This is a genomic window from Peribacillus sp. NPDC094092 (assembly GCF_050279365.1).
Taxonomy (GTDB): domain Bacteria; phylum Bacillota; class Bacilli; order Bacillales; family DSM-1321; genus Peribacillus.
The window spans coordinates 400182-422248 of record NZ_JBNNUC010000001.1 but is presented as its reverse complement, the minus strand read 5'-3'; the positions used below and the strand labels follow the sequence as shown (position 1 = coordinate 422248).

Genomic DNA, 22067 nt, shown 5'->3' with positions numbered 1-22067 from the left:
TAACCACAAAGGATTCTATCATAGATATCTGGAGCCATCAACTGATTCACGTTTAATAATGCCAGAGTATATGGAACCCGGAAGTGCACTTTAGGTTTAGGAGGAAAGCCGATGAAGAATAAGGATCAAGTTGTTTCATGGTCAAAACAGAGTAATATTGCAACGATTATGATTGATAATCCACCTGTTAATGTATTAAGCGCAGAGGTTATAGAACAGTTGAATCTGGTGGTTGATGAAATTGAAAGCGATTACAATATTAAGGTCATTATACTTACCGGTGAAGGGGAAAGGGCTTTTGTTGCTGGAGGAGATATTAAAGAATTTCCGGCATGGATTGGAAAAGGAGTGGAGGAAGGAAGGGGGAAATCACTTTGGCTTCAGGAACCACTCAATAAAATAGAACGGTTATCTCGACCAACTATTGCTGCAATCAACGGGTTAGCACTAGGTGGAGGGTGTGAACTTGCCTTAAGTTGTGATATTCGAATTGCGGAGGAACATATTAGGATTGGGCTTCCTGAAATTAAATTGGGATTGTTTCCAGGTGCAGGTGGAACTCAAAGACTTCCTAGACTGATAGGTAAAGCCAAAGCAAAAGAAATGATCTTTACAGGAGAGCCACTGAATGCAGAAGAAGCCAAACAAATAGGGCTTGTTAATCATGTTGTGCCAAAGGGTGAATCTTTAGAAAAGGCAAAGGAAATGGCAAAATGTATTTGCAATTATTCTTTACAATCTTTAACTTTTGCAAAGCATTCTATTGATTTTGGTTATGAACGAACACTTGAAGATGGACTCGTGATTGAAGCTGAAAATTTTGGTCATGTTTTTCAGACTAAGGACGTAAAGGAGGGAGTTGAAGCCTTTATCAATAAAAGAGAGCCAAACTTCATTGATCAGTAATCCCTCATGACCAAACAAGACAAGTCCAATTTTAAAAAAGGTCCTGATGCAGGGATTGGAAAAAGGGCAGATTCTAAATTAACTCATCTTTGTTAATAAACAAAATCGTTTAATAGAAACAGTGGATTTACTCTTGAGAGTTTTTTACTAAATGTACACTGGAAAACTATCCTATAATGCCCAATAAGTCTTAGGGCAAAGCATTCAACCCAGCAACAAGTGATAACATATTATATTTTGAGAAAAAGGGGGAAGTCGAATTGGATGTAATGATCATAATTATTTCACTAGGATTACTTATGTTTCTAGCATATCGAGGATTTTCTGTTATACTTTTTGCACCATTGTGCGCTTTGCTTGCTGTATTTTTAACAGATCCTGGTCATGTTTTACCTTTCTTCTCTAATATATTTATGGTTAAGTTGGTTGAATTTGTTAAATTATATTTCCCGGTTTTTCTACTAGGTGCTATCTTTGGGAAACTGGTTGAAATAAGCGGTGTTGCAAAGAGCATAGCAAAAATCATCGTCCGTTTTATCGGTGCTAAACAAGCCATTCTAGCCATTGTGATAATGGGCGCTATCCTGACATATAGCGGAGTTAGTTTATTTGTTGCAGTGTTTGCCATTTATCCATTTGCTGCTCAGCTGTTTCGCGAGGCTAATATTCCAAAGCGATTAATTCCTGCGACAATAGCGGTTAGTGCATTTACCTTTTCCATGGATTCACTTCCAGGGTCTCCGCAAATTCAGAATGTCATTCCAACTGGTTTCTTTAAAACTGACATCTATGCTGCACCGACATTAGGAGTTATTGGGGCAATATTTATCATTTCCTTGAGTCTTTTATACTTAAATCATTGTCGGCATAAGGCAGCTAGAAATGGTGAAGGGTATTTTGGAATTGGTGATAAAGCTATTGATAAGGAAGCTGCTGAAGCAGAAATGGCTGCCAGTTCTGCTATATCAGTGGAAACGGCTAATAAGTTGGGAATGGATTCTGAAAAAGCTATAAGTAGAAAAGACTGGCTTGCTTTTATTCCGTTGGTTTTAGTCGGAGTGATGAATAAGTTTTTTACTGATTCTTTTCCTCTTTGGTATGCCAAAGGATTCGATTTTGCTACGATTGGGTTAAAAGATTACGGTATTGTCGATATGTCTAAAGTCATTGGTGTCTGGTCTGTAGAGATGGCCCTGATTCTCGGGATAATGGCAATCGTCTTATTAAACTTTAAAGCTGTCAAATTAAATTTCAATTCGAGTATTAATATAGGCATAAGTGGAGCATTGCTAGCAACCATGAATACGGCAACCGAATATGGCTTTGGCGGTGTGATTGCAGCTTTACCCGGCTTTACTGTGGTACAAGATTATCTCACTGGAATGTTTTCGAATCCTTTAATTAATGGGGCGATCATGACAAATGTTTTGTGTGGCATCACTGGATCAGGATCTGGTGGGATGAGCATTACGTTGAGCTTAATGGCGGATACGTATATACAAACTGCTGCTCATTTTGACATCCCGTTGGAAGTTTTACATCGTGTCATTTCAATGTCAGCAGGTGGATTTGATACTTTGCCACATAATGGAGCTATAATAACTCTTCTAGCTGTTACGGGACTCACACATCGCCAGGCATATAAAGACATTTTTGTTATTACCATTATAAAGACACTTGCTGTATTCTTTGTAATTGGTATATTCAGCTTGTTTGCTATCGTTTAACCATTGAACATAGGAATATACATTTCTATTTCTAGCTTTAACCGCTATTTATGGAATAATACATCTCCTAAAGGAAAAAAAATTTATACGTGTTGGTTTTTAGAAATATCACTTTTAACATTTAATATCAGAATTTTCCGACAGATGGTTCGATTACAATAAAGGAGGATGAAGTAATGTTTAATAAATATTTTCATCAATATGAAATCGGAGAAACATGGATGTCGAAAGGACGTACTATAACCGAGGCTGATTTAGTCATGTTTTCTTCATTTAGCGGTGACTGGTTTCCTCTCCATACTGATAAAGAGTATGCAGCAAATACACAATTCAAGCAGCGCATAGCCCACGGAATGCTTGTACTTTCGGTTGCAACCGGCTTATTTCATTTTGAACCGGGAATCGTTGTTGCATTGTACGGATTGGAGAAAGTTCGATTTATAAACCCTACCTTTATTGGGGACACGATACATGTTGAATTAAAGGTGATCGACCTTTTAGAAAAGGGAGATCAAGGTGTTGTAACAGTCATCCAAGAAATTAAAAAACAAAACGGAGTAACTGTAGCCATAGCCAACATGAAAATAATGGTCAATTCTGATGCGAATGTGAAAATATAGTAGTCACTTCGTTTATTAGGCGACAAACATAAAAATAATTGAAAAGGTAAAACGAGCTAAGACTACTATCACTATCTTAAGTCTAGTCAATCGAATTACTTTAGCACTGAATATAAACGGACGGTAGAAGGAAATGAAATAACATGCTGCGTTTTTAAGGCAAGCCTATACACTGGCTTGCCTTCTTTAATGATTTCCAGCTTTTTTAGTTTTTAAGACATGAAAAAAAATAAAGGGTAACAGAGCTAAAAAATTATAGGAGAAATCGCACGGACGCGTTTTTTACCCTGCCATTATTACGTTTTGTTTATTCTATACTGAATTTGGCAGAAAATAACTTTCAGGTTAATCTTAAATAGCAAGATTTGATATGAAATCCATAACAATGTTTGTCATAATAAGATTGTAGGAAGGGGGAACATCATGATTCGATTATATGGGGCTTTAATCGGCCTTAGTTTGATATGGGGTTTATCGTTTGTTTTTATGAAGTGGCTGCTCCCGCCCGCGGGTATTTGGGGGATTGTGTTTCTCCGCTGCTTGGCGGGTGCTGTTGTTCTGCTTCCCATTTTATGGTGGAAGCGCAATGAAATCAACTGGAAATTACCATGGAAAGCGCTGGTTGTTGTCGGAATCTTCAATTGCGGATTAGCATGGGGTTTAATAGCTTTAAGTGAAACCGAGATTAACAGCAGCACGGCATCGATTCTTAATGCAACCACTCCGATCTGGACGGGTATCATCGGATTTATCATTTTTTCTTATGTATTAACCGCCCGACAGTGGATGGGTATTCTTATCGGTTTTTTTGGAATTCTAGTATTGATGGATTTTCAAGTCGGTCAGCTTTTCGGCAAGGAATTCATCGGGGTCGGGACAATGCTGCTAGCATCCACCTGTTATGGTTTTGCCGGCCAATATACGAAAAGATTTCTTTCCAGTACAAGCATATTGGTCATTACTACGTTTACGCTGCTCACGGGTGCCATTATCGGTTTGATCGGGATGCTAATAACAGGGCCGATCAAGCCAGTGTTGTTGATGGATCCGCTAACGATTTTCTCCATAGTCGGTCTTGGGTGCTTTGGCTCGGGGCTCGGCCAGCTGATCTATTTCTACATCAATAAAAATGGGAGCCCAGAGTTAGCCGCAACGGTTACATACCTTATTCCAGCAAGCGCTATGGTTTGGGGCTATGTCCTGCTTGGAGAAGCGATTAATCCTCATGTAATTATTGGCCAGTTGATCATTTTCGCAGGGGTTTATCTTTCTTCTAAGAAGTCAAAAGAAAAAGATGGTGCTAACTCTTCATCGGGAAAACAAGGGGATTTGCGTCATGTAAAATAAGAAACCAAAACGAAATGGCCCTCACGTAAAGGTTTTGTTTTTGCCTGGGGGACTTTCGTATTGATTGTCAAGCCGCGAATCATAGCTATAGACAGTAACCCATATTCAGAATGGAATTTGCTTTAGAAAGGATACTCTGTTTCCATAATTCTTTCAAAAGATATTTAGAATGAAAATTGGCAGAGTTTTTTTAGAATTTATTTCATCTCTGAGATATTTTAATTTGAGATAAGTTGTTGACAGTGGATTTTATTCATGGTAAATTATCTTTAAGTAAAGATAATTTAATTCAAGATAATGAAAATCATGAAAAACCATATGCACTACCTTTAATGAATAGCCACTCTTCTTGAAGGGAAAATATAGGGGGTTTATTCAAAAGCTGAACATCCAAAAATGGAATCGTTTTAATGGGAGGAATATTTTATGAATGGACTAAAAGGTATACACCATGTCACGGCCATAACAAGTAGTGCAGAAAAGAACTATGAATTTTTCACAAATATATTAGGCATGCGTTTAGTCAAGAAAACAGTTAACCAAGATGATATCCAAACTTATCACCTGTTTTTTGCAGACGATGTTGGCGGACCAGGTACTGACATGACATTCTTTGATTTTCCTGGTATTCCTAAAGGCGTGCATGGGACTAATGAGATTTCAAAAACATCCTTCCGTGTACCGAATGATGCGGCACTGGAGTATTGGGTTAAGCGGTTCGACCGTTTGGAAGTAAGGAATGAAGGGATCCAGGAGCAATTTGGTAAAAAGGTCATTTCATTTATGGATTTTGATGATCAGCAATATCAATTGATCTCCGATGAAAACAATGAAGGGGTTGCAGCAGGGATTCCTTGGCAAAAAGGACCGATTCCCCTTGAATATGCCATTACAGGATTAGGTCCCATTTTCATTCGGATCGCCAACTTCGATTACTTTAAAGAAATGTTGGAAAAAGTTCTATTATTCAAAGAAATAGACAAGGAAGGATCTTTTCACCTATTTGAAGTAGGGGAAGGCGGGAATGGTGGACAAGTGATTGTCGAGCATAATTCGATCCTTCCTCAGGCACGGCAGGGTTTCGGGACTGTTCACCATACAGCCTTCCGTGTTGAAGACCGTTCCGTTCTGGAGCAATGGATCAAACGAATGGAAAGCTTCCAATTTCATACGTCCGGTTATGTTGATCGCCACTTTTTTGAGTCGCTTTACGTACGAGTGGCGCCGCAAATATTATTCGAGTTTGCCACGGATGGTCCTGGTTTTATGGGGGATGAGCCGTATGAAACGCTTGGGGAAAAGTTATCTTTACCACCGTTCTTGGAACCGAAAAGGGATCAAATCGAAAAGTTGGTCCGTCCCATTGATACAGTAAGAAGCACCAAGGAATTCATTAAGGAATGATTGACATTCTATAGCGAATGATATATGGGTTTATGCCCATACTAAAACAGGTAGAAATAAAAGATGGAATCATTTGAAAAAGAAAAAATTCTCTGGAGGAATGAATCATGACAAAAGACTTTTACACGGCCATTAAAGAGAGACGTTCATTTTATGGAATCAATAAAGAGGTCCAAGTATCGGATGAAAAAATTAAAGAAATTGTTGAGTTTGCGGTAAAACACACGCCATCGGCTTTTAATTCCCAATCTTCCCGCCTTGTTGTTTTGACAGGCTCGGCCCATGATAAATTGTGGGATATTACGACACAGGCTTTAAGGAAAGCGGTTGGTGAGGGAGATTTCTCTGGAACTCAACAAAAAATGGATTCCTTTAAAGCTGGATATGGGTCAATATTATTCTTTGAAGATGAATCCGTTGTGAAATCACTTCAAGAACAATTTGCAACTTATGCCGATAACTTCCCAATCTGGTCACAACAAACATCAGGCATGCACCAATTAGTTGTTTGGACTGCACTTGAAGCAGAAGGGTTGGGGGCAACTTTACAGCATTATAATCCTCTAATTGATGATGAAGTGAAAAAAGAATGGGATGTTCCAAGTAATTGGAAATTGATTGCGCAAATGCCATTTGGAAATCCAACAGCTCAACCGGGTGATAAAGAATTCAAACCACTTGAGGATCGTATAAAATTTTATAAATGAGCGAGATGAAGTCACTTTCCAAGTACTTTCCCACAAAAGCCGGAGCATTCACAAAGGCTGGCCAAACAAAATAAAAAACAAAGCAACAGGCAATTTTATAGTTAAGAAAGTCTGTTGCTTTGCTGTTTCCTGTCTTTGCAAAAGAGGGATGGCGTGTTTTATTTCATTCCTCCAACGGCTGTGGTGTGATTTTTTCCATCTTCATTATCATGAATCCACTCCAGGCAAACATTAAGGAAGCAATGTAAAAGATGCTGCCGATCGTTAAAAAGTCGACTAAATATCCGGTTGCGATAACCGCAGCTGCTGCACCGATGGATGTCCAAACATGGTAGTTTCCAATTTCCTCACCCGCTGTTTTCTTCGTAACATATCTTGCAAGTACCGTTTTTTCTGTGTTTTTTTGTACTGCCCCAAGTATCCCCATAATGATTTGCAGGAGATAAACATGCCAAATTTCATATGCGAGGGGAAAGGCAAGAAGGATAAGTGCCATCCCCCATGAATAGATAAGGAGAAATGCTTTGTCACCGGATTTGTCAGTGAATTTTCCGATTAACGGATAGCTAAGTGCAGCAGTCAGTGAGAATATTCCATATGCCCAACCGAACTGCGAATAACTGGTGCCTACATTTTTGATTAGCAAAATATAAAAAGGGAAAATCATGCTTGCAGCCATGCCAACAGTGCCTTGGTAAAAAACAAAACGTTTATAATTCATGGATGGTACTCCTCATAGAAAAGATTCAAGAAGCGATTATCAGGATCATATTTCTTTTTTAATTGAAAGAATTCCTCAGTGCGCGGATACGCTTCAAATAATTGTGTCTTGGTTGGATAGCCATAATAGGGCAAATAGTAGCTGCCGTTATGGTCTAGCGTCACATCAATCATGTTTCTGATGACCCTTCCCGTATGTGCCTTACTTTCGTTATCTGTCCCTTGATTGATGAGCATTACAAGAGCGAACATATCATCTTTGGCATAGGACATGAGTGATTCATCATTATGCTCCACATAACGAATTGTAATATTTAATAAGTTAAAATCTTTTTCATCAGATAGAGTTTTTCTTATATCATCGATATAATCAGCAAATTGATCAATCGGAACGAAGTATTCTTGCAGCACATCAGTTTTGGTCGGATTACTGTAATCCATAAAGGCTGAGTCCGACCGCATCACATTATTCCTCGAAACCAAGTTACCATCAATATTGGATGTGTAGGTTTTTTGCGTTTCCCAAAACCTTTCTTTACCCCAGTCACTATAACGTGAAAGACCAAGAAAGAATTTAGGCACGGCAATGATCGTTTCCCGTTTGAGAGTATTATAGTTAGATAGCTGTGTTTGGTCATTTTTCCTATAATAATCCGTTATATACATTTCATCCAAATAGGAGCCAGGAGCCACAGATATTCTTGCAAGATGCATTTTAACATCATCGTTTTGAAGAACTTCTCTTTTAAAGTACGAAGTATATTCATCATAATGGAGTGATTTGGTTTTTATTTTATAAAGTTCGTCATCGGTGAGGTGGAGTGTTACATCAAGTATTACTCCAAACAAACCATACCCGCCAATAACCGAATGGAAGAGCTCCGAATTTTCTTTGCGGCTCACTGTTAGGATTTTTCCTTTTGCGTTAAGCAACCTAAAAGATTCCACGGTTTCTATTAAGGCATGATGACGAATATCGCGGCCATGGACATTTACGCTCAAAGAACCGCCAATGGTAAAAATGTTCTGGGATTGACTGACCTTCAGCGCAAGTCCATATGGGTTGATATATTCCTGGAGAGCAGCCCAGGTTGCCCCGCTTTGGACCGTGATGCGTTTTTCTTTTATATCCAAATCTAGTATTTTATCGTAATGTTTCATATCGAGAAGAATACCATTTGGATATAATGTCTGACCACCTTGGCTATGTTGCATTCCGGCGATGGAAATGGGTTCATCGTTTTTTTGGGCATCCAAAACGACCATTTTGATTGCTTCTTCACTATCTTCTGCTTTTATCGCTTTCATTTTAACTGGCATCAGACGGCTTATATCTTCTGCAATAGGGTGGTCAAGCTTGAAATTAAAAGCCTGCAGTGATGAACCGAATAATAGTGCATATAGGACGATAAAGAAAAATTGTTTCATGATAACTGGCTTTCGACTCCTCTTTTAAAATGTCTGACACTCAATTGAAATAATGAAAATGCATGGACTTATAGATTAAGGGAGCTACTTGACCATTCAGTGTGATTGAAAATGAATTTTTTGATTTATGTATTACTTCTTGGTTTTAATCCCATTTATGATTGTTTTGGTTAGCGGTATGGATAGTGATTCCAAGCTTTGTTCTGAGTTGTTTAATCCCCAATGATAGATGATTCCCATCAGGCTTTGAGTGATAAGTTGTGAAATTTCGTTAACTGATTGGTCAGTGCCAATGACGTTTTGTTCTTTCGCCTCTTCAAGTAATGAACGAATAATTTGGAAGAGTGAGCGATTTGAATTTATAAAGTAAGTATGTTCTTTTGAATCTAGGGCGGAACTATAAATTACTTTCATTAAATCCTTGCCCATTTCTTCTTCCAGAAAACGCATCAATTTGCGTATGAAAATAAACAATTTCTCTGTAGCGTCCATATCGACTGGGAACGAACGGAAGACTTCACGATAGTAATCATCGACTTCTATGAATTTCACTAAAAAAATGTCCGATTTCGCTGAAAAGTGTTGGTAAAATGACCCTTTTGATGTGCCGCTTTTTTCCACGATCTCGTCAACGGTAACTTTATCATAACCTTTTTCGCTAAATAGCTTTAAAGATATTTTTAAAATTTTTTCACGAGTTTTTTCTCCCCTAAGCTGTTTCTTTCTAGGTTCCATCATAAAAAACCTCCAAATGATAATTGACAGAATATTCCTGTTTAGTTTAATATCAGACTACAGTCTAGTTAAACGATTGGTGGTCTATTCAATCTAACGTAGATCATCAATAATCACAACGCTTTCTTAATTGTATTTAGTAATTTTGGAAAGCGTTTACAAAATATTGGGGTCAAGTATGGGGGGAGGCTGATTCAGTTTAAATTTGAGGTTTTTAAGTAGGAGAATTAGGTGAAAAGGAAGATTCCTATACAATTAATTACGGTCATCCACTATAGCCATGAGTAAATGGATTGTATGAAATAGAGGGGGACCAGGGTGAATTGAAGGGACTGGGTAGGTACCGGAGTGTCGGGAAGCAGGAAAAGAGATGTGCGGTAAACGGATTATTTTTGGGGAAATAGTAGCATGAAAAGGGAGGAAATAATCATGAATCATTCGAGAGCTGAAGTAGAGAAAAGAACGACCAGTAAAACGATGAAACGCATTCTTCCATTTATCTTGCTCCTTTATATCATCGCATACTTGGACAGGGTCAATTTAGGCTATGCTGCTTTGCAAATGAATGCAGAATTAGCCTTATCCGCTGAAGTTTTTGGATTGCTTTCTGGCATTTTTTTTATAGGTTATTTCTTCTTCGAAGTTCCAAGCAACATGATCATGCATAAAGTGGGAGCTCGGATATGGATTGCCCGTATAATGATTTCGTGGGGACTCGTGGTAATATTAACAGGTTTTGCGCAAACAACGATGCACTTATATATTCTCCGTTTTTTACTAGGTGTCGCCGAAGCGGGGTTTTTTCCTGGAATAATTTTGTATTTAACTTATTGGTTCAGGGCCAGCGAAAGAGGGAGGGCCACAGCGGTTTTGCTTTTAGCGCTGCCGGTTGGCGGATTGATTGGTGCTCCTGCATCGACATGGATTCTTGACAATATTTCCTGGTTGGGTATGGCAGGGTGGAGATGGATGTTCATTCTTGAAGGAATTCCGGCCATTATTATTGGAATTGTTGTTGTTTTCTATTTAACTAATAGACCGGCCAACGCTAAATGGTTATCTAAGGAAGAAAGTGAGTGGCTGGAAGCGGAATTGATTGCGGAAAGAAAAGTTAGCTCGAATATAAATAAAGTTACTAAGCTTGCTATGCTGAAAGATTCGAAAATCTGGAAGTTGGCCCTTTTTTATTTCGCAGGGTACACATCTATCTATGGATTATCATTCTGGATGCCAACCATCATAAAATCTTTATCGGAAAATGCCACAACCAATTTGGAAATTGGCTGGTTAGCGATGATTCCATCGTTAGTCGGTATTCCTGCCATTATGTTTGTAGGCTGGAATTCAGATCGGACCAATGAACATAAATCACACTTGCTCGTTTGCCTCATGATAGCGGTGGTCGGATTTATCGGGTGCGGCTTTTCAGATAGCGTCTTTATGATGGTGCTTATGTTAACGATTACATCTTTCGGGTTATACGGGTTCAGTGGATGTTTCTTTGCCTATATGACATTTTTCTTCACCGAGTCCACTGCGCCAGTTGGAATAGCCATAGTCAATTCTTTTGCGGCTTTAGGCGGTTTTGTAGGACCGATGATTCTCGGAACTGTTGCATTTACTCAAGGGATGTTTATTTTATCCGGGTTACTTATGATAGGGGTCATCACCCTATTATCATTAAAATTGACAAGTGCTTCAGATGAAAATATCGTAAAAGAAGTTGAAGTCAATCTAAAAGAATTATAAAGATTCCAAATGTATGGAAGATAAATATGCCTAAAATAGAAACATCATTGGAAATCATAAGGTTTCCATGATGTTTTTTATATTTTCATATAGGAAGTACAAATATATGTGATGAAAATCCCGGTTGGGCATGTCAAAATTCAAACTAAATCGATGGTTCTGCCCAATAAGTCTTGTTTGTGGTTTTCGGCGGGATTAGAATGGAGATGAGATACAAGTGCTTTCGAAAAGGCAAGGGAGTCCTTTTCTTTTCATGTACTGACTTCAATTCATTCATTACAGGAATAACAGCAGAAATGAGGTGATGATGTGGAAATTCATTTGGTGGCGAAAGATGAAATTGAGGCTCAAGGAATTCGTTGGATAGTGGAGTCCCACCTAACGGGAGTTAGACTGATCTTATGGAAAACGATTGAAGAATTTGAAAAGGGCATCCGCAATCAGCAACCGGAATTCGTTATTTTGGATATGGATATTTGGACGGAAGAAAGTGAGGCGATGGGTGTTTCGTTAAAGCGGAGGGGAATTAGATGGTTAGGCATTTCATCTGAGCGAATCTTTCAAACGGCCTATCGAGCCTTGCGTTTTCGTGCTGAAGATGTTTTATTCCGTCCCTTTTCTTCGGCGGATTTGGTAAAACATATCCAACAATTGCGATTTCAATTGAGAAATGGTCCAGGTCTTCTTTCGGCAAACACGATGGATGATGGGAATGCTCTGGATATTGGATATCCGGATTTCTTCTTGACAGACCGGAGGCATGAAAGTCGAATAACCATGGTCGCTTTTTTGACACCTGATAAGAAGACCCTACCTTTAGTTTATGATGAACTGCAACGATATTCTTTTACTGGGAAGAATCAAATCTTCGCTTTATCGGATTTTATTTTATGTGTCCAGGAAACAAAGGATAATGAAGTATATAAGGAAGAGTACCAAGCGTTCCTTGCTCACTGGAAAGAAAGAATGGATGAGCCCCTTGCCATCATAATAAAAGCGGCAACTTCAGATGAGTCTTTAAAAAGGATGTATCAGCAAACACGTGAATTTACGAGACAAATCTTTTTCGATGGATATGATATCATTTTAGCCGAAAGTCAACAGACTTCGCCTCTAGAGATGGACCCATTCCTCACGCCTCTTGAACAAAGACTTTGGATAGAAATGCTCGAAAGGCGGGATGCGAAAGCCATCAGGAACTGGATTGAACGTGAATTCCTTACTTTTGAACGACCATACCCCGACCCGGAAATCGTTCGTATCCGCCTTACAAGTGTACTCGCACAAATTCGTAGGCATATGAAATCATACAACTTGCAAAATGCTTCTCTAGAAGCAATATACTATGATGTATTTCAGCAAATTGTACATAAACCTGTCATCCATCAAATAGTAAAAGAGCTGCATGCGTTCACCACCCATATGCTTCTGCAGGATCATGGACAATTACAGGAAGGGGCACGCACACTTAGCGAAAAAGCAAGGGAGCTGATCGAGTCAAACTATTGGGATGCCCAGTGGAATCTAGCGAGTTGTGCAGATACGCTGCGTATCAATAAAAGCACACTCAGCCGTCGTTTTGTGGCTGAATCCGGCGAGTCTTTTCGAAATACCCTGCATCAAGTTCGAATTAGGGAAGCTAAACGCCTATTAAAGGAAACGGATTTATCATTGGAGGAAATCTCACAATTAGCTGGCTATTCCCATCAAACTTATTTCAATGCCAAATTCAAACTGCTTGAAGGTTGTACACCGTCAGCATATCGGTCTGGACTATAAAAAAGGACGATTCAATCAATGAATCGTCCTTTTTTATTTATTTCATAAACAATGTAATTATTGCAATTATTCATAAAAAAATAAAGTTAACTACAAAAACTTGATTTAAATTATAAAATAATCATTAAATTATAATTAATTATTCTGAATTTTCCTTATAAAATGAATATATAACAAAAACAAGGGGGAAATGAAAATGAACACGATTACAAACAAGGTTATCCGATATACAGGAACAGAATTGCATACTAAAGGATGGCAACAAGAAGCAGTGCTTAGAATGCTAATGAATAATTTAGATCCTGAAGTTGCTGAACGTCCAGAAGATTTGGTGGTATACGGAGGGATTGGGAAAGCAGCTCGTAACTGGGAATGCTTTGATGCAATCGTCAAATCACTTAAAGAGCTTGAAGAAGATGAAACTTTACTTGTCCAATCAGGGAAACCGGTGGCCATTTTTAAAACGCATTCTGATGCACCACGTGTCCTGCTAGCAAATTCAAATATCGTCCCTGCATACGCGAACTGGGAAACATTCCATGAACTTGATAAAAAGGGATTGATGATGTATGGGCAGATGACAGCAGGCAGCTGGATATATATCGGATCTCAAGGGATCGTACAGGGTACTTACGAGACCTTTGCCGAGCTTGCAAAACAACATTTCAATAACTCGTTAAAAGGCACCATTACTCTAACGGCAGGTTTAGGCGGAATGGGAGGAGCACAGCCGCTGGCAGTTACGATGAACGGTGGTGTTTGTATCGGGATCGATGTAGATGAGACAAGAATTGACAGGAGGATTGAGACTCGTTATACCGATGTGAAAACGGATTCATTGGATGAAGCCATTCGTTTAGCCAATGAAGCTAAACTTGCAGGGAAAGCATTATCGATTGGTTTGATTGGGAATGCTTCAGATATTCTTCCGGAAATGATCGCAAGGAACTTCATTCCTGATGTCTTGACTGATCAAACATCGGCCCATGATCCGCTAAATGGATATACTCCTTCAGGCCTTTCAATGGCGGATGCTGCAGAATTACGGAATGCAAATCCAGAAGAGTACATTAAACTCTCTAAAGCTTCGATGGCCAAACATGTAAGAGCGATGCTTGAAATGATGGAAAAAGGAGCTGTGACGTTTGATTATGGCAACAATATCCGTCAAGTTGCGAAAGATGAAGGGGTAGAGAATGCTTTTGACTTCCCGGGCTTCGTTCCAGCTTATATCCGTCCACAATTCTGTGAAGGTAAAGGTCCATTCCGCTGGGTGGCATTATCTGGTGATCCAGAAGATATTTATAAAACAGACCAAGCCATTTTACGCGAATTCGCTGATAATGAACATTTATGTAACTGGATTAGAATGGCTCAGGAAAAAATTCAGTTCCAAGGTCTGCCTTCCCGCATTTGCTGGCTTGGTTATGGGGAGCGCGCCCGTTTTGGTAAAATCCTCAATGATATGGTTGCAAGCGGTGAATTGAAAGCCCCGATCGTAATTGGGCGTGACCATTTGGATTCTGGCTCTGTCGCTTCGCCGAATCGCGAAACGGAAGCCATGAAGGATGGTTCCGATGTAGTGGCTGACTGGCCGATCCTAAATGCAATGGTGAATGCTGTGGGCGGTGCAACCTGGGTTTCCGTACATCATGGCGGGGGCGTAGGAATGGGTTACTCCATGCATGCAGGCGTTGTAATTGTGGCAGACGGCACAAAAGAAGCAGCAGCAAGGATTGAGCGAGTGTTGACAACGGACCCTGGGATGGGTGTAGTGCGTCATGTTGACGCAGGATATGAACTGGCAGAGGAAACAGCACGTGAAAGAGGTATTAATATCCCGATGCTTGATAAAGGAATTGATAAATAATGACAAAACCAATTTGGATAAAACATGCCGCTCAACTTGCAACCCTTACCTCTGATATGAAAGGTCCTCGTTCCAAAGAGGCAATGTCAGAGCTTGGATTGATTGAAGATGGAAGTATATGGATGGAATCTGGTTTGATCCAAGCGATCGGTACGACCAAAGAATTGGAAGAACTCTATGCAGATAGAATGCATGAAGCTGAAGTCTTTGATGCAACTGGCCATTTGGTGACACCTGGGCTAGTTGACCCACATACTCATGTTGTATATGGCGGGAGTCGGGAACGTGAATTTGAAATGCGTCTTGAAGGCGCAACATATATGGACATTATGAACGCAGGTGGGGGCATTCATGCTACCACCCGCATGACAAGGGAAGCAAGTGAAGAAGAATTGATGGAGCAAACCATGCGCCGACTTGATTCGTTTCTAGCTCATGGCGTGACTACAGTAGAAGGTAAAAGCGGTTATGGAATGAATTTGGAAACCGAATTGAAGCAGTTGCGGGTGATGAAAAAGTTACAGGAAGAGCATCCGATTGATCTAGTTCCTACTTTTATGGGAGCCCATGCGGTTCCAAAGGATTATAAAGGCCGTGAGGATGAATTTGTCGATCATTTGATTAATGATATGCTTCCAATCGTCTCTGAAGAAAAGCTTGCTGAATTCAATGATGTCTTTTGTGAAAAGGGGGTTTTTACCCCTGAACAATCAGAGCGGATTTTAAATGCGGGGAAAAAGTACGGCTTGATCCCTAAAATTCATGCTGATGAAATTGAGCCATACGGTGGAGCTGAATTAGCTGCGAAGATGGGAGCCATTTCAGCTGAGCATTTGTTAAAAGCTTCCGATGAGGGGATTAATGCTATGGCGAAGTCAGGCACCATTGCCTGCTTGCTTCCAGCCACTGCCTTGTATTTACGAGAAGAAGCGGCCCCGGGACGACGAATGGTTGATGAAGGTGTGGCTGTTGCCATTTCGACCGATTGCAATCCTGGATCTTCACCGACAACATCCATGCCTCTTGTCATGAATCTGGCATGCATTTCGATGCGGCTTACCCCTGCAGAAGCTCTGACGGCGGCGACATACAATGCTGCTTGTGCAATCAACAGGCAAGAAAGGGTCGGATCCCTTGAAGTCGGAAAACAAGCGGATGTCGTCTTATGGAATGTTGAAAACTATCAGGAGTTGCAATATTTATTTGGGGTCAATCACGTTAAGTCTGTATGGAAAAATGGTGTTCAGGTTGTGAATGATGAAGTGAATACAGATTCCAAAAGCCTGACTGGTCTATAAAATTCGCTAAAAGAAGAGAGGCTATACCGGTCGACCCATCATTAGGTGACCGGATCTCTCATGAAATGCCCATTTAATGAACTTCAATCAATGTATCAGGAGCCTCTTTACATCCGCTGGAATTTTGGCGGATGTAAAAAGGCTTTGATACGTACAACATGATTTAATGCCAAACTAGAGATGTATCTGATATTTCAGTTGCACTAGTATACGCTTCTACCCTTGGTGGAATGCGTGCTATGGGTTTTTTAATATTTTACTAGAATTTGGCCAGTATAAGATTGTCATGCAAATTGATTTCTTCTGCCTTGATTCGAGCTGATCTATGGGGAGCAAAACCGTCAAGACCAGGGCATTCTTGGCTCAATTAATTACAGGCTGAATAATGCGGGCTAGATTTAGGGTATTAAGATTACTGTTTTTATGATTAAAATCAGTCAGTATTGCTGCTCTCTAACAAACATCAAGGAGTGATTACATGTTGAGAAATAACTATCGTTATTTTATCATTTTTATGATTATTGTTATTACGATCATAAATTATATTGATAGAGGTGCACTTTCATATGCCCAAGCTGAAATAATCAAGGAGTTCAATTTAGATCCAGTAAGTTGGGGCGCGATCCTGGGGTATTTTGGATATGGATATATATTCGGTGCACTATTTGGTGGTGCATTAGCAGATAAGAAAGGTCCTAAATTCATGTGGATCATTGCCGGAACTACATGGTCTTTTTTTGAAATTGGGACAATATTCGCAGGTCACATAGGTGCAGCATTATTCGGAGGATCTGCATTGGCAGGATTTGCGGTGTTTCGTGTTTTATTTGGTTTAGCTGAAGGACCTACTTTATCAACGATGAACCGAACGATGGCAAACTGGGTATCTCCTAAAGAAAAAGGGTTTGCTGTAGCACTTGGATTAGTTGGAACGCCAATTGGAGCATTAATTACTGCACCCATCGTAGTAGGTCTTCTAACATTCACTAACTGGAAAGTAACATTTGTTATTCTCGGTATAGTAGGCTTTATTTGGGTAGCAATTTGGAACAAAGTATTTACAAACTTACCTGAAGATCATCCAAGAGTCTCGAAAACCGAACTAGAAGAAATTCGAAGAGCGGATATTTTAATAAAAGGTGAGACGAAATTAGACGAACAAATTCATGTACCATGGTACCATTTTTTTAAAAACCCTACATTAGTATTTAATGCAATTGGATATTTTGCCTTTTTATATGTAAATATTCTATTACTTACATGGACCCCCAAATATCTGCAAGATGAATTTAATTATTCACTTTCTTCTCTTTCATATATTGGTATGATTCCCTGGGTAGGAGCTATTATCACTGGATTATTAGGTGGTAAAATCTCGGATATATTACGTAGAAAAACAGGGAATTTACGTATTGCCAGATCTTGGTTCACAGTAGTCTCCTTATTTTGTACAGCTGTATGTTTTATGTTGATTCCGACTGTCGAGAGTGCGGCGGCCGTACTTGCTTTAATGTGTATAGGGAATGCCTTTAATTATTTACCTAATTCCATTTATTGGATCGTGGTTCTGGATACAGAGCCGAATAAAGCTGGAACATTTGGCGGGGTCACTCATTTCATTGCCAATCTGGCTACCATTATTGCCCCTACCTTGACAGGTAGTCTTGTCGCCATATATGGATATAATGCCATGTTTACTGCAGCTTCAATAGCTGTCACGATTGGCATGATAGCCATGGTTTTCGTGAAGCCGGGCAAACAAGGTAACTCATCGGAAAATAATGTGGTTAGGCAAGATATGGCATGAATGGATGTCTATTGATTACGGATTATGTATTTCACTTTCAGAAGAAATTTACAAGAGGAACATCCGATTGATCTAGTAATCACTTTCTTTGAGAGCCCATGCAGCTCCAAGGGATAATAAAGGCCGTGCATGAATTTTTCAAGTGAAACATTTTTAACGCCATTTGTTGAGAGTAATTGCTAAAGCATGACTGGTTTTTAAGAATCACTAAAAAAGTTATGGCTAATGAATTGGGCTTTTAGAAGTATGTATCACATGTAATGGTGCTGAATCGTAGGATGGTGGTCATCATCCTACCCATTGGCAGGGGTAAACACTTTACTGCTTTACAGTGAAATTAAATGAAAGTGTTTTAAGGAAATCGTGGAAATGAATCTTCCATGTGGAGGGAATTTTATGTGGGTAATTACCATCCATTCGAAAAATGGCATAAAAATGTTCGAGTTTACCACTGAAAAGGAAGCTAGGGAAAAATTTGAGGTAATAGAAGGCTGTAAAATCCTTAGTGAAGTCATTTATTTCAATGATATACAAATGATCAAATCCTAAAACTATATTTTCATAAGTTAAATCGAAGTGTGAAGGAGGTAGAATATTATGAAATAGATCATAAAAAGATTGCTATTTCATAATATTCTTTGCTTAATTTCATTTTAGTACTAGTCTTAACCATAAAATGAAAACTGCCTGTAAGTGCTAGATTTCTAACATGCATGCAGGAGTAGCTTCCATGTTGGGAAGGTCAGTAAAATACCATTATTTAGTGTGAATGGAAATCTATTCATTAATTTCAAGGTCAATCCCGGAGTATTGCAGTAAAATTTTTTTGATTCATAAATCTGATCAATCAAAAAATGGAGGGAATTCATTGAACGAACAAAAATACACGATAGACGATGCCCCATTTAAAAAGTTTCATTTTCGAATTGCTGGACTTACATTCGGTTCAAGTTTCTGTGATGGCTATTCCCTTGGAATCATCGCGATGGCCTTGACAGTATTCGGACCTCAAATGAATATGAATGCGATGTGGACAGGGCTGATCGGAAGTTCTGCTTTAATCGGCCTGTTTGCGGGATCTTTAATACTTGGAAGACTTTCCGATCGTGTAGGCAGACAGAAAATCTTTCTCGTAAACTTTTTACTTATTACGGTCGCTACTATTTTACAATTTTTTGTCAGCAGTCCAGAAGAGCTGTTTATTTTACGGTTGCTAATTGGTTTTGGACTTGGAGGAGATTATGCTGTCGGTACGACTTTACTCGCCGAGTTTTCACCAAAAAAGTATCGCTCCTCGCTCCTCGCGTCCATAAACGTAGTCTGGACGCTGGGATATGTAGCATCAAACTTCGTTGGTCATTACCTGGGGCAGGGTGGTTCAGACTCATGGCGTTGGATGCTTGTCAGTGCTGCCATTCCAGCTATAGTGGTTTTAATCTTAAGAATCGGAACCCCTGAATCACCAAGATGGCTTGTCAGCATGGGGCGTGTCGAAGAAGCTCGCCAGATAGTAAAAAAACACCTTGGACCGAACGTTGAAATGGGAGAAACGACGACTGGCACTGAAAACCAAAAGACTTTAGGATTTCGTGGACTTTTCAGTAAAAAGCTTCGTAAGCGGATGGCTTTTGGCGGAATATTCAAATTAACTCTTGTTATTCCGTACTTTGCTATTTACACTTTCCTTCCATCCATCCTAAGTACAATGGGTTTTGAACAAAACTTTTTTGCCGATACGATGCTGAATCTATTCTTGCTTGTTGGGGCAATTGTTGGTCTTTGGCTGCTTGCAAAATTCTCTCGTAGAGGATTTACCATTGGGGCATTTACAATCCTTACGGTTTCATTGTTTTCACTCAGCTTCTTACACAATGGTTCTCAAATCTTAATGTTGATAGCCTTTTTGATCTTTACTTTCTTCATGTCAGCAGCATCGAACCTTACATTAGTATACCCAGCAGAGCTTTTTCCAACTGAGATTCGAGGGTCGGGAATAGGCATGGTTACGGCAATTAGTCGAATTGGATCTGCGATTGGAACATTTCTGCTGCCTGTTTCTTTAAGTTCATTTGGATTAAGTGCCTCAATGGCAGGAATGGCTGCCATTCTGCTGGTCGGCTTGATCGTATCGATCGCTTTGGCACCTGAGACAAAATCACTTTCACTTAATGATGCCAGTAATCCTTTACTTGAAGCGGGGAACCCTCCGGTGGAAACCGAAATTCCCTTTACAAAAAATGAAAAAATAACATAAGCTTAATTTTCCAGCAAATAATTGAGAAGGACCAAAACTTTTTTCTCCTTCTTGATGAGTCATTTGAGAGGAGAGGTGTAAGGATGACAACTACCGATTGTTTACATCCTATGGACATTAAGGAGGTGGCACTTGGGGAAGGTGCCATCTCGATCCGAGAGGTAATTGCGGTTGCAAGATATGGTGCAAAAGTTACTTTCACTGAGACATATTGTGAAAGGGTAAATAAATCACGAAGCTTAATAGAAAAGTTTTTAGATGATAATAGATTGATTTACGGAGTAACGACTGGTTTTGGCAGTAATATGACAGAAGTGATTTCTCCACAGGACGCAGAAACCCTTCAACGGAATATTGTTCGTTCACATGCTGTTTCAGTAGGGGAAACTCTTGAAAAAGAAGTTGTAAGGGCCATTCAATTGATGATCCTGGTGAATTTAGGCCAGGGTTATTCAGGAGTCCGTTTACAAGTTTTAAAGCTGATCGCTTCTCTGTTAAATCACGATATACTTCCCTATGTTCCAGGTGAGGGGTCTGTTGGGTACCTGTCTCCTGAAGCACACATGTCCTTATTGGTGATCGGGGAGGGGCGTGCATGGTACAACGGTGAGCTTGTCCCGGGAAAGGATGCGTTAGCGCAATCTGGATTGAAGCCAGTTTCGCTTGGATGTAAAGAAGGACTCGCACTTATAAGCGGAACTTCTTCCGTCACTGCGATGGCCGTTCTGGCTTTATACAATAGCATGCAAGCGGCGAAGACCGCGGACATTACGGGAGCTATGTCCTTAGAAGTGCTAAAAGGTACAATAAAAGCATTTGATCCCCGTCCCCATACATTGAAAAAACATGAGGAACAGGCAAAGACAGCCAGAAATGTAACAAGGATTCTTGATGGAAGCCAAATCATTGAAACATACAAGGATCATAGATTACAAGATGCACTTAGCTTACGATGCATTCCACAAGTCCATGGAGCTATCAAAAGAGTACTGAAAGACGCTGCCGTTTCAATTGAGAATGAAATGAACTCCGTAAGTGACAATCCCCTGATTTTTCCGGAAGAGGAAGATGGGATTGCACTGATGGCTGGAAATTTTGATGGTTCATTTGTGGGGATTTATGCGGATGCAATTTCCATAGCACTAGCAAACTTAGCAAAAATTACAGAACGCAGAATAGATCGGCTTGTAAATCATCATCTTAGTGAATTACCTAATTTCTTAGTGGTTAATCCAGGTTTAAACAGTGGCTACATGATTCCGCAATATACAGCTGCCGGGCTATTAAATGAAATCAGGGTGCTCTCGCATCCAGCCACAATAGATAATACCCCTACATGCGCAAATCAAGAAGACGTGATAAGTTTTGCTTATTTCGCTTCAAAGAAAGCCTATCGGATGTCGAAGAAAGTTGAATATATTTTAGCCATTGAACTGATGACGGCAACGCAAGCAATGGATTTTCATCTGCCATTGAAACCGTCACCGGTCACGGAGGGGGTATATCAATTAGTTCGGAGCGAGGTCCCGATGGTTGACGAAGATCGCTTTTTCCATCCTGACATTGAAGAGGTCTATAGGCAAATCCATGAAGGGGAAATAGTGAAACTCGTTGAAATGAAAATCGGGGAACTAGAGTGCTAAAAGCCATGGGGAAGCTGTTTTACTTTATTTTATAAGGTAAAGCGGCTTCCTTTTTTTTAAATGAAGGTTCATA

General features: G+C 39.7%; 17 protein-coding genes. 14 read left to right on the top strand and 3 right to left on the bottom strand.

Annotation, left to right across the window (positions count from 1 at the left end):
• Window positions 1–111: 111 nt before the first annotated feature.
• The 6 genes from ACQKNS_RS01955 (at window position 112) to ACQKNS_RS01930 (ending at window position 6711) form a co-directional block, all read left to right on the top strand.
• Window positions 112–906 (top strand): enoyl-CoA hydratase/isomerase family protein, encoded by a 795-nt coding sequence (locus ACQKNS_RS01955; RefSeq protein WP_427640944.1) that lies wholly within the window; start codon window positions 112–114, stop codon window positions 904–906.
• 260 nt (window positions 907–1166) lie between these two features.
• On the top strand, window positions 1167–2633 hold the full coding sequence (locus ACQKNS_RS01950; RefSeq protein WP_427640943.1) for a GntP family permease: 1467 nt from the start codon (window positions 1167–1169) through the stop codon (window positions 2631–2633).
• A 176-nt stretch (window positions 2634–2809) separates the two neighbouring features.
• Window positions 2810–3253: a MaoC/PaaZ C-terminal domain-containing protein gene (locus tag ACQKNS_RS01945; RefSeq protein ID WP_427640942.1), complete on the top strand. Its 444-nt coding sequence runs from the start codon at window positions 2810–2812 to the stop codon at window positions 3251–3253.
• Window positions 3254–3676: 423 nt separating this feature from the next.
• The gene (locus tag ACQKNS_RS01940) at window positions 3677–4600 is read left to right on the top strand and encodes a DMT family transporter (RefSeq protein ID WP_427640941.1); all 924 of its coding nucleotides are present in this window, start codon (window positions 3677–3679) and stop codon (window positions 4598–4600) included.
• A gap of 426 nt (window positions 4601–5026) precedes the next feature.
• Window positions 5027–6004 (top strand): ring-cleaving dioxygenase, encoded by a 978-nt coding sequence (locus tag ACQKNS_RS01935; protein ID WP_427640940.1) that lies wholly within the window; start codon window positions 5027–5029, stop codon window positions 6002–6004.
• A gap of 107 nt (window positions 6005–6111) precedes the next feature.
• The gene (locus ACQKNS_RS01930; protein ID WP_427640939.1) at window positions 6112–6711 is read left to right on the top strand and encodes a nitroreductase family protein; all 600 of its coding nucleotides are present in this window, start codon (window positions 6112–6114) and stop codon (window positions 6709–6711) included.
• 163 nt (window positions 6712–6874) lie between these two features.
• Here the strand turns inward: ACQKNS_RS01930 and ACQKNS_RS01925 are convergent, their stop codons facing one another.
• The 3 genes from ACQKNS_RS01925 to ACQKNS_RS01915 form a co-directional block, all read right to left on the bottom strand.
• Window positions 6875–7432 (bottom strand): MFS transporter, encoded by a 558-nt coding sequence (locus ACQKNS_RS01925; RefSeq protein ID WP_427640938.1) that lies wholly within the window; start codon window positions 7430–7432, stop codon window positions 6875–6877.
• Complete coding sequence (locus ACQKNS_RS01920) at window positions 7429–8859, bottom strand: FAD-binding protein (RefSeq protein ID WP_427640936.1); 1431 nt, start codon at window positions 8857–8859, stop codon at window positions 7429–7431. Before ACQKNS_RS01920 ends, ACQKNS_RS01925 begins: the two co-directional genes overlap by 4 nt.
• A gap of 132 nt (window positions 8860–8991) precedes the next feature.
• The gene (locus ACQKNS_RS01915) at window positions 8992–9597 is read right to left on the bottom strand and encodes a TetR/AcrR family transcriptional regulator (protein WP_427640935.1); all 606 of its coding nucleotides are present in this window, start codon (window positions 9595–9597) and stop codon (window positions 8992–8994) included.
• Between the two features lie 426 nt (window positions 9598–10023).
• Here ACQKNS_RS01915 and ACQKNS_RS01910 point away from each other — a divergent pair, with 426 nt between their 5' ends.
• The 8 genes from ACQKNS_RS01910 to hutH all read left to right on the top strand — a co-directional run bounded on the left by ACQKNS_RS01910 (window position 10024) and on the right by hutH (window position 21994).
• Window positions 10024–11343, top strand: coding sequence for an MFS transporter (locus tag ACQKNS_RS01910; RefSeq protein WP_427640934.1), 1320 nt, complete (start codon window positions 10024–10026; stop codon window positions 11341–11343).
• A gap of 309 nt (window positions 11344–11652) precedes the next feature.
• The gene (locus ACQKNS_RS01905) at window positions 11653–13122 is read left to right on the top strand and encodes a helix-turn-helix transcriptional regulator (RefSeq protein WP_427640933.1); all 1470 of its coding nucleotides are present in this window, start codon (window positions 11653–11655) and stop codon (window positions 13120–13122) included.
• Between the two features lie 196 nt (window positions 13123–13318).
• Complete coding sequence (gene hutU / locus ACQKNS_RS01900; protein WP_427640932.1) at window positions 13319–14992, top strand: urocanate hydratase; 1674 nt, start codon at window positions 13319–13321, stop codon at window positions 14990–14992.
• On the top strand, window positions 14992–16290 hold the full coding sequence (gene hutI / locus ACQKNS_RS01895) for an imidazolonepropionase (RefSeq protein WP_427640931.1): 1299 nt from the start codon (window positions 14992–14994) through the stop codon (window positions 16288–16290). Before hutU ends, hutI begins: the two co-directional genes overlap by 1 nt.
• Before the next feature lie 478 nt (window positions 16291–16768).
• Window positions 16769–18097 carry an MFS transporter gene (locus tag ACQKNS_RS01890; RefSeq protein ID WP_427640930.1) on the top strand — a complete coding sequence of 443 codons (1329 nt, stop codon included), beginning with the start codon at window positions 16769–16771 and terminating at the stop codon, window positions 18095–18097.
• Window positions 18098–18493: 396 nt separating this feature from the next.
• The gene (locus tag ACQKNS_RS01885) at window positions 18494–18646 is read left to right on the top strand and encodes a hypothetical protein (protein ID WP_427640929.1); all 153 of its coding nucleotides are present in this window, start codon (window positions 18494–18496) and stop codon (window positions 18644–18646) included.
• Between the two features lie 319 nt (window positions 18647–18965).
• Window positions 18966–20351 carry an MFS transporter gene (locus ACQKNS_RS01880; RefSeq protein WP_427640928.1) on the top strand — a complete coding sequence of 462 codons (1386 nt, stop codon included), beginning with the start codon at window positions 18966–18968 and terminating at the stop codon, window positions 20349–20351.
• Between the two features lie 83 nt (window positions 20352–20434).
• Entirely contained in the window at window positions 20435–21994 is a 1560-nt protein-coding gene (gene hutH / locus ACQKNS_RS01875; protein WP_427640926.1) for a histidine ammonia-lyase, read from the top strand.
• The last annotated feature ends 73 nt before the right edge of the window (window positions 21995–22067 follow it).